Genomic DNA, 9,534 nt, shown 5'->3' with positions numbered 1-9,534 from the left:
GGATCCCACCCCTCCGGCAGCCCCAACACCTCCCGCACGACATCCCGGCAGAACATCGTCGAGGACACCCACGCCGACCCCAACCGCTCACCGGCAAGCGCCACCAGGAAGTTCTGGACCCCCGCCCCCACGGCCACCACGAACATCTCCCGCTCGGCCCCGTCCCGCCGCGCGTCCCCGTACGTGTGCGACCCGTCCATCACGAGACATGGCACCACGAGATACGGCGCCCCGCGCAACACGTCCCCGCGCCGCACCCGCTTGGCGATGGACTCCTCCGACTTCCCGTCCCGCCGCAGATCCGCGACCCACGCGTCCCGCATCGCGTCCAGCAACCGCGTCCGCGACTCGGCGGACTCCAGCAGCACGAACCGCCACGGCGTCGTGTGGTGCGGCGCCGGCGCGGTCACCGCCGCGGCCACGGCCCGCCGTACCGCACCGGGGTCGACCGGCTCGTCGGTGAAGGCCCGCACGGTACGACGCTGGGTCACCGCCTCCCGTACGGCTTCCGACGTCCCCAGCCGGAACATGTCGTCGCGCCCGCCCCGCACGATGGCCCGCGCGCCCGACTCGTCATCCTTGTCGGTCACGACATGCGGCAGCCCCCGCACCACCGCGACCGGCAGCCCCGCGGCCTTGCCCTTCACCAGATCACCGGCGGCGGCGAGCTCGTCGGCGGTCGCCACGACGGTCGCGCTGAGCGGATTGCCGTAGGCATCCGTGCCCCCGCGCAGATCGTCCAGTACGTGTACGCCCGCGGCGCCGATCGCGACATCCGTGAGCCCCGTGCGCCAGGGCCGCCCGAAGGTGTCGGTGACGACGACCCCCACGTCGACGCCGAGCGCGTCCCGCAGCCCGTCGCGGATCGCGCGCGCGGACGCGTCCGGGTCCTCGGGCAGCAACAGCACTGTCCCGGCAGGGGTGTTGGACGCGTCGACCCCGGCGGCGGCCATGATCAGCCCCTGCCGGTTCTCCACGATCCGCAGCATCCCGCGCCGGGCCACGACCCGTACGGTCTCGGCGTCGATCGCGGCCTCCCGGTCGGCCGCCTCGACGATGCGCCCCTCCGCCTTGGACACGATCTTCGAGGTGACGAGGAGCACGTCCCCGTCGACGAGCCCGGGCTCGGCGGCGGCGATCAGCTTGGCGAGGTCGTCGCCCGCCGCGACCTCCGGCATCCCGGGCACGGCCCAGACCCGGTAACCCTCCACCGGCGGCACTTCGCTCATACGGCCCGCACCTCCTCCGCCAGCGCGAGTGCCTCCCGCGCCATCCGCGCGGTCGCCTCGGTGTCGGTCATCATCAGCGGTACGGCCCGGCAGCGGATCCCGGCCGCCTCGACGTCCGGTACGGAGGCGGCGTCCACGGTGTCGACGAGCCAGCCGTCGAGCAGCCCGGAGCCGTAGTGCTCGGCCACCGCGGTCGCCGTGGACTCCACGCCCACCGCCGCGAGCACCTTGTCGGCCATCCCGCGCACGGGCGCGTCCCCGACGATGGGGGAGAGGCCGATCACGGGCACCCCGGCCTCGGCGATCGCCTCCCGGATGCCGGGCACGGCGAGGATGGTGCCGACGGAGACGATCGGGTTGGACGGCGGGAAGAGGATGACGTCCGCCTCCGCGATCGCCTCCAGGACGCCGGGCGCGGGCTTGGCCTGCTCGGCCCCGACCGGTACGACGGCCTCGGCGGCGACCGACGCGCGCAGCCGTACCCAGTACTCCTGGAAGTGGATCACCTTGCGTTCGCCGTCCAGCTCGACGGCGACATGCGTCTCGACGCGGTCGTCCGTCATGGGGATCAGCCGCACCCCGGGCTGCCAGCGGTCGCACAGCGCCTCGGTGACCGCGCTCAGCGGATAGCCGGCGCCGATCATCTGCGTCCGCACGATGTGCGTGGCGAAGTCCCGGTCGCCGAGCCCGAACCACTCGGGTCCGACCCCGTACGCCCCGAGCTCCTCCTTGAGGTGGAAGGTCTCGTCGGCACGGCCCCAGCCCTGCTCCTCGTTGATGCCGCCGCCGAGCGTGTACATCACCGTGTCGAGGTCCGGGCAGACCTTCAGCCCGAAGAGGTGGATGTCGTCCCCCGTGTTGCCGATCACCGTGATGTCGGCGTCCGGCACGGCCTGCTGAAGACCGCGCAGGAACCGGGCACCACCGATACCTCCTGCAAGAACCACAATGCGCATGGAGACAAGTCTTGCAGGCGGGTGTGACAACGCGGCAGGCAGTCGTCGCATCGCGGTCGGACGGCCACCGCGTCTCGGGCCGGACGGCCGTCGCCTCGCCTCAGGCGGTCACGGCGTCGACCGCTTCCGCCCCGTCGCGCCGTGCGCACGCGGTGTGCATCGGCATCTCGGTCAGGCCGGGGAAGTAGACGTGCAGGCTTATGGCCGGTTCGAGGGTGTCGTTGACGACCTCGTGGACGTACCCCGGCGCGAACACCCGCTGCGCGCCCGCCCCCAACGCGCGCGTGCTCCGGTCGGTGCGCTCGGTCAGCGTGCCGTCCAGGACGGTCAGCACACCGGAGGAGGGGCCGTGGTCGTGCAGCCCGCTGCCCTGTCCGGGGACCCAGGACAGCAGCCACACCTCGTAGCCGGGGCCGGTGCTCAGCCGGTGGTACCAGCGGGTCGTCGCGTCGTACTCGACGAGGTGTTCCCACTGGGCGCGGTCGGCGGCGATCGAGCGCGCCAGGCCGACGAACTCGGCCACGGTGGCCGGGTGTTCGCGCGCTGCCTGGAGGAGGTGCGGGACTTCGAGGATGTCGCCGGCGATCTGGAGGTCGCTGTCGCTGTTCATGGGGGTGCGGTGGTTCCTCGGCGTAAGAAGTAACGGCGGGGGATGGGTGTCACCAAAAGAAGAGAGAGGTGGGGCCGGAGCGCGGAGGGCTCAACAGCCGGAACAGCAACAACAGCTGCAGCGAGCGTGGGCAGCACCGAGGGACCCGGCGGAGCGGGTCGAGGTGAGTGCCGAGTTCGCGAGCATGCCCACAAGGACATCGGTTCACACCCGCACTGTCAACTCGACGCCCGGCATGTGGGACATGTTTCACCTCATCCGGTTCATCTGGGAGGTGAAAGGTTTGTTCAGGAGGCTATCGGGACACATGGCGCACAACCGGGCGCACAAACCCCGTGGGAACGAGATCGAACTCCTGAGCGTCCTCCCCCGTACAGGCCCTGCCTCGGGGTAGGAGGCGCACGAGGGTCTCCACTGCCTGTCAAGGTTTATGCCGATTTGAACACTTTCCGCTAGGCCTTGGTTCCGCAGAGTGAATAAGGGGCCCAATAGCAGATCTCGGCTTGACTCGCCCGGAGCAGCACACTTGTAATTTCACTCGTGTCGTTCAGCCGACATCGGTAACGGCTACATCACGGGGACGCGAAAGACAGACGAGGGGCGCACATGACCGAGCTGGTGCAGCAACTGCTGGTCGACGACGCGGACGAGGAACTCGGCTGGCAGGAGCGCGCGCTGTGCGCCCAGACCGACCCCGAGTCCTTCTTCCCCGAGAAGGGCGGCTCCACCCGCGAGGCCAAGAAGGTCTGCCTCGCCTGCGAGGTCCGCTCCGAATGCCTCGAGTACGCCCTCGCCAACGACGAACGCTTCGGCATCTGGGGCGGCCTCTCCGAGCGCGAACGCCGCCGGCTCAAGAAGGCCGCCGTCTGAACCGCACGGCACGCCTGGGGACATGCCCCGGGGCACACCTCGGGACCTACTGAACGGCCCGTCGCGACTGGGTTATCCACAGGCGGCGGGCCGTCGCTGTGCCCAGCCGATAGTGTGGGCGCTCGTCCGAGACGTACCGCAGTCCCCTCGGGACGCATGCGTCCACCGCAGTCCATCGAACCGGGGCCCGTACCTCGATGTCCGTGCACAGCCACACGGCAGCCCAACACGACGCTGCCACTCCTGAGTTCCCGCGTCACGTAGTCACCGCGGTGCTCGTCTCCCACGACGGCGCCCGCTGGCTGCCCGACGCGCTCGCCGGGCTGCTCGGCCAGGAGCGCCCCGTGCAGAGCGTCATGGCCGCCGACACCGGCAGCGCGGACGACTCCGCCCAGTTGGTGACCGACACCCTCGGCGCCGACCGCGTGCTGCACCTCGCCCGGCGCACCGGCTTCGGCCAGGCCGTCGAGGAGGCCAACCGCACCGCCCCCGTGCTGACCCCGGACGACCTGCCGTACCTCAAGCGCCCCAGCGGCTGGGACCCCGTCACGCGCACCTGGCGCGACGACGCCTACGACATGCCGGAACTCCCGCACGGCGAGCCCGTCCAGTGGCTGTGGCTGCTGCACGACGACTCCGCGCCGGAGCCCGACGCCCTGGCCCAACTGCTGCGCGTGGTGGACCAGGAGTACGAACTCGGCCGCGAGGACGTGGCCGTCGTAGGGCCGAAGCTGCGCGGCTGGTACGACCGGCGGCAGCTCCTGGAGGTCGGCGTCACCATCGCCCACTCCGGGCGCCGCTGGACCGGCCTGGACCGCCGCGAACAGGACCAGGGCCAGCACGACCACGTCCGGCCCGTGCTGTCCGTGTCCACCGCCGGGATGCTGATCCGGCGCGACGTCTTCGACGAACTCGGCGGCTTCGACCGCCGGCTGCCCCTGATGCGGGACGACGTCGACCTGTGCTGGCGTGCCACCGCCGCGGGACACCGCGTCCTGGTCGCCCCCGAGGCGGTCGTACGGCACGCCGAGGCGGCCTCCCGCGAGCGCCGCGCGGTCGACTGCGCGGGCCGCACCGTCGCCTCCCCGCACAAGGTCGACAAGGCCGGCGCCGTCTACACCCTGCTCGTCAACAGCCGTACGGCCGTGCTGCCCTGGGTCCTCGTCAGGATCGTCGTCGGCACCGTGCTGCGGACCCTCGGCTATCTCGTCGGCAAGGTCCCCGGACAGGCCCTCGACGAGATCCGCGGCCTCCTGGGGACCCTGCTGCGCCCCGAGCGGATCATCGCCGGGCGGCGCAGGCGCGGCACCCCGCAGATCGACAAGGCGGAGCTGCGGCCGCTCTTCCCGCCGCCCGGCGCGACCCTGCGGGCCACCTTCGAACAGGCCGCCGCCAGCTTCGTCGACACCTCCGACCCCGAGATCACCTCGGGGGCCGGCCGGCACGGCGGCGCGGTCGAGTCCGGACCCGGCGGCGACGACGCGGACTTCCTGGAGATCGAGCAGTTCGCGCGCGTGAAGCGCATCGCCCGCAAACCGGGCCCGGTGCTGTTCCTGGTGCTGCTGCTCGTCTCCCTCGTCGCCTGCCGCAACCTGCTGGGCAGCGGCGCGCTCACGGGCGGCGCACTGCTGCCCGCACCCGGCGACTCCGGCGAACTGTGGTCCCGCTTCCTGGACTCCTGGCACCCGGTCGGCGCCGGCGGCACCCCGTCCGCGCCGCCGTACCTCGCGTTCGTCGCGATGCTCTCCTCGCTGCTGTTCGGCTCGACCGGCCTCGCGGTCACGGTCCTGCTGGTCGCCTCGGTGCCGCTGGCCGGGTTCACCGCCTACTTCGCCTCCCGCCCGCTCGTCGAGTCGCGCCTGCTGCGCGCCTGGGCGGCCGTCGTCTACGCCTTCCTGCCCGCCGCCACCGGCGCCCTCGCGGGCGGCCGCATCGGCACCGCCGTACTCGCCGTCCTGCTCCCGCTGACGGCCCGCGCGGGCATCGCCGCCAGCGGCCTCATGCACTCCTCGGGCACGCGCGGCAGCTGGCGCGCCACCTGGGCCTACGCCCTGCTCCTGACGGTCACCACCGCCTTCACGCCGATCATCTGGCCCATCGCCCTGATCCTCGGCATCGCGCTGCTGGCCGTCCGCAGAAGCGAGATCACCGCCTACGGCCTGCGCTTCCTGGCCCAGCTCGGCACCCCGCTGCTGATCCTGGCGCCCTGGTCGCTGACGCTGCTCCCGTTCGGCTTTTTCCAGCAGGCAGGCCTGGAGTACGGCTCCGGGTCCGCGACCCCCCTCGACCTGCTCGGCGCCAGCCCCGGCGGCCCCGGTACGGTCAACGGCCTGATGCTGATCGGCATCGTGCTGGCCGCCCTCGCCGCCCTCCTGCGCAGCGAGCGCGCCTTCGGTATCCGGGCCGCCTGGGGCGTCGCCCTGGTGGGCCTCGTCTTCGCCGTCCTGTCCAACAGCTCCACCTGGGCCGGCCCCGCGACCCTCGTCTACGGCCTCGCCCTCCTCGCCGCCGCCGCGCTCGGCGCCGACGGGGCACGCGCGCGTGTCGCCGAGCAGAGCTTCGGCTGGCGCCAGCCGGTGGCCGTCCTGATCGCCTTCGCCTCGGCCGCGGGACCGCTGCTCGTCGCCGCCGGCTGGATGCTCGGTGGCGCCGACGGCCCCCTGGAGCGCCGCGACCCGACCCAGGTGCCCGCGTTCGTCGCGGAGGAGAGCGACACCCAGGACCAGGCCCGCACCCTCGTCCTGGACAGCGACTCCGCCGCCCACGTCGGCTACATGCTGGTGCGCGGCTCCGGCGCCCGCATGGGAGACGGCGAGTTCGCCGCGTCGGACGGCGAGAACAGCAGGCTCGACAAGGTCGTCGCCAACCTCGTCGCCGGCTCCGGCGCCGACCAGGCCGACGAACTGGGCGGCTTCGCCGTGCGCTACGTCCTCGTCCACAAGGGCGCGCCCCGCGAGGTCAGCCGCGTCCTGGACGCCACCCCCGGCCTCAGCAGGCTCAGCCAGGCCGACGGCAGCGCCCTGTGGCGGGTCAACGCGCAGGTCTCCCGCGCGGCGATCGTCGCCGGCACCGCCGCCCCCAAGCCGGTCGCCGCGGGACCCGTCGACATCCACACCACGATCCCGTCCGGCGCCACCGGCCGCGTCCTGCGCCTCGCCGACACGGCCGCCGCGGGCTGGACGGCCACCCTGGACGGCAAGCCGCTCACCCGCACCACGGTCGACGGCTGGGCCCAGGGCTTCCAACTCCCCGCCACCGGCGGCCGGTTGGACGTCACCTACGACGACCCGATGGGACACACCGCCTGGCTGTGGACCCAGGGCGCGCTCGCCCTCGTCCTCGTCGTGCTCGCCCTCCCGGGCCGCCGCCGTGACGTCGACGACGACCTCCCCGAGGAGGAGCTGATCCCGGCCCAGGCGGTCGCGGGCGAGGGCCGCAGGGCCCGCCGCCTGCGCGCCCAGGCCGAGACCGAGGCCACCGACCAGGCGGACGAGCCGGCGGACATCGCGAGCACCGGGGAGTTCGACGCCTTCGGCTCGGGCACCACACCTCCTCCTACGGAGGAGGAGGTAGCCGCCGCCGCGATCCCGCAGCAGCAGTCCTACGGCGAGTGGGACTCGGCGAGCTACGCGGGCGCCGAGTACGGCACCTACGGCGGCGAGCAGTACCAGGGCGACCAGCAGTACCCGGCGGGCACCTACGACCAGTCGTACCAGGCGGATCCCTACCAGGGAGGCCAGTACGACCCGTACGCCTACGGCGGCCAGCCCCCGGCACCCGGGTACGACCCGACGTACGAACAGGGCTACGACCAGGGCCAGGGGCAGAGCCAGGGCTACGACCCGAACTACGACCCCGCCTACGACCCGGCGTACGACCCCGCCCAGCAGCATCCGCACGGCAGTGAGCGCCCCGACGGGAGCCAGCAGTGAACCGCACCACCCTGTCCTTCCTCGCCGGCGTGGCCGCGCTCGCCGCAGTCACCGGGTTCGCCGAGATGAAGACACCGGCAGCGTCCAGCACGCACACCGCCGAGGCGGCCGCCCAGCTGCCCGTGGAGCGCACCAGCCTGCTCTGCCCGGCGCCGAGCACCTCCGACCTCGCCGACACGTCGTACACGTCCTTCACGCCCGTCACGACGGGCACGGACGACAGCGGCAAGGCCGAACTCCGGGCCGCGGGCGAGGAGTCGGGCGCCAGCACGAGCGGCAAGAGCAAGAAGAAGCCCGCCAAGCCCGTCCTGACGCCCAAGAACCCCGGCACGCCGGCCACCGGCGACAGCTCCGGCGCCGACTCGCCCGCGCTGCTCGGCACGGCCGAGGGCAAGTACGCGCCCGGCTGGACCGTCCAGGAGACCACCGAGGTCGCCGCGGGCAACGGACGCGGCCTCCAGGGCGTCAACTGCACCGCCCCGGACACCGAGTTCTGGTTCCCGGGCGCCAGCACCTCCGCCGACCGCACCGACTACGTGAACCTCACCAACCCGGACGACTCCGCCGCCGTCGTCGACATCGACCTCTACGGCAAGGACGGCGACCTCAAGTCGACGGTGGGGGAGGGCATCACGGTCGATCCGCACGCCGACGAGCCGATCCTGCTGTCCACGCTCACCGACGATCAGGAGACCGACCTGACCGTGCACGTGACCGTGCGCAGCGGCCGGGTCGGCGCGTCCGTGCAGGCCCTCGACGCCAAGCTCGGCGGCGACTGGCTGGCCGCGTCCACCGACCCGGCGGGCAGCCTGGTCATGCCGGGCATCCCGAAGGACGCCACCTCCGTGCGGCTGATCGTCTTCACACCGGGCGACTCGGACGCCGACCTGAAGGTGCGGCTCTCCTCGCCCACAGGGATGATCACGCCGGCCGGGCACGAGACCGTGCACGTCAAGGCGGGCATGACGATCGGCGTCGACCTCGGTGACGTCACCCGCGGCGACCCGGGCTCCCTGGTCCTGACGCCGACCGACCAGTCCGTGCCGGTCGTCGCCGCGCTGAAGGTCGTACGGGGCAAGGGCAGCAAGCAGGAGACGGCGTTCATCCCGGCGACCGCCCCGGTCGGCACGCGCGCGACGTCCGCCGACAACAGCGCCAAGGGCTCCACGCTGTCCCTGGTCGCGCCCACCCGCACCGCGACCGTCAAGGTCACCGCGTCGGCCGGCAGCGGCGGCGGTACGCCGGTCTCCAAGACGTACACGATCAAGGCAGGCACCACCCAGGACGTCGAACTCCCGGTCCCCGGCGGCCTGAAGGGCACCTACGCGCTGACGGTCGAGCCCCAGTCGGGCGGCCCGGTGTACGCGGCGCGGACGCTGTCGGCGACCGAGGAGGGCGTACCGGGCTTCACGATCCAGACCCTGCCCGACGACCGGGGGACGGTGTCGGTGCCGAAGACGGACGAGGACCTGTCGGTCCTTCAGAAGTAGCGGTCGGCGATCCCACGCGCGCGGGGAGGGTCAGTCCTCCCCGTAGCGCGGATCGACGGTCTCCGGGGTGAGGCCCAGCAGTTCGGCGACCTGCTCCACGACGATCTCGTGGACCAGGGCCGCGCGTTCGTCGCGCCCCTTCGTGCGGATCTCGACCGGCCGCCGATAGATCACCACGCGCGCGGGCTGCCCCTCACGGGCGGCGATCGTGCCCCCCAGGGGCACCGACTCGTCGTTCCAGCCCTCGCCCGCACCACCCAGTCGAGGGACTTCCAGGACGAGGAAATCGATGTCTGCCAACTGCGGCCAGCGTCGCTCCAGGCGCTCCACGGAGTCCTGCACCAGATCCGCGAACGCCTCGGCCCGGCTCGCGGCCAGCGGAACCTGCGGCGGTGCGATCGGGCCGCGCATGCCCCGGCCGTGGCGATCGCGGATCTGGTGCAGGAC

At 72.6% G+C, this 9,534-nt stretch carries 7 protein-coding genes; 3 read left to right on the top strand and 4 right to left on the bottom strand.

Features of this window, described 5'->3' with window-relative positions:
- The 3 genes from JHN45_RS47740 to JHN45_RS47730 all read right to left on the bottom strand — a co-directional run.
- A partial coding sequence (locus JHN45_RS47740; protein ID WP_201055689.1) for a coenzyme F420-0:L-glutamate ligase occupies positions 1–1,229 on the bottom strand: 1,229 nt, incomplete at its 3' end.
- Entirely contained in the window at positions 1,226–2,185 is a 960-nt protein-coding gene (cofD, locus tag JHN45_RS47735) for a 2-phospho-L-lactate transferase (RefSeq protein WP_200716459.1), read from the bottom strand. The genes cofD and JHN45_RS47740, both read right to left, overlap by 4 nt.
- A 100-nt stretch (positions 2,186–2,285) precedes the next feature.
- The gene (locus JHN45_RS47730; RefSeq protein WP_201055688.1) at positions 2,286–2,795 is read right to left on the bottom strand and encodes a cysteine dioxygenase family protein; all 510 of its coding nucleotides are present in this window, start codon (positions 2,793–2,795) and stop codon (positions 2,286–2,288) included.
- Positions 2,796–3,401: 606 nt separating this feature from the next.
- On the opposite strand from JHN45_RS47730, the gene JHN45_RS47725 reads away from it, so the two are divergent.
- The 3 genes from JHN45_RS47725 (at position 3,402) to JHN45_RS47715 (ending at position 9,087) form a co-directional block, all read left to right on the top strand.
- Positions 3,402–3,665: a WhiB family transcriptional regulator gene (locus JHN45_RS47725; protein ID WP_003975777.1), complete on the top strand. Its 264-nt coding sequence runs from the start codon at positions 3,402–3,404 to the stop codon at positions 3,663–3,665.
- Positions 3,666–3,862: 197 nt separating this feature from the next.
- Positions 3,863–7,597 carry a glycosyltransferase gene (locus JHN45_RS47720; RefSeq protein ID WP_201055686.1) on the top strand — a complete coding sequence of 1,245 codons (3,735 nt, stop codon included), beginning with the start codon at positions 3,863–3,865 and terminating at the stop codon, positions 7,595–7,597.
- The gene (locus JHN45_RS47715; RefSeq protein WP_200716456.1) at positions 7,594–9,087 is read left to right on the top strand and encodes a DUF5719 family protein; all 1,494 of its coding nucleotides are present in this window, start codon (positions 7,594–7,596) and stop codon (positions 9,085–9,087) included. The genes JHN45_RS47720 and JHN45_RS47715 overlap by 4 nt, the downstream gene beginning before the upstream one ends.
- A gap of 30 nt (positions 9,088–9,117) precedes the next feature.
- Here JHN45_RS47715 and JHN45_RS47710 read toward each other — a convergent pair whose 3' ends face one another.
- Positions 9,118–9,531, bottom strand: a complete 414-nt coding sequence (locus JHN45_RS47710) for a metallopeptidase family protein (RefSeq protein WP_201055690.1) — start codon at positions 9,529–9,531, stop codon at positions 9,118–9,120.
- Positions 9,532–9,534: the final 3 nt, after the last annotated feature.

The sequence above is a fragment of the Streptomyces sp. MBT53 genome, assembly GCF_016654115.1.
GTDB lineage: Bacteria > Actinomycetota > Actinomycetes > Streptomycetales > Streptomycetaceae > Streptomyces.
Note: the sequence above shows the minus strand (reverse complement) of the source record. Positions and strands in the feature narration are given on the sequence as shown.

Coding starts and splice junctions, on each gene's coding strand:
- JHN45_RS47725 (WP_003975777.1), top strand. CDS start 3,402: ATGACCGAGCTGGTGCAGCAACTGCTGGTCGACGACGCGGACGAGGAA.
- JHN45_RS47730 (WP_201055688.1), bottom strand. CDS start 2,795: ATGAACAGCGACAGCGACCTCCAGATCGCCGGCGACATCCTCGAAGTC.
- cofD (WP_200716459.1), bottom strand. CDS start 2,185: ATGCGCATTGTGGTTCTTGCAGGAGGTATCGGTGGTGCCCGGTTCCTG.
- JHN45_RS47720 (WP_201055686.1), top strand. CDS start 3,863: ATGTCCGTGCACAGCCACACGGCAGCCCAACACGACGCTGCCACTCCT.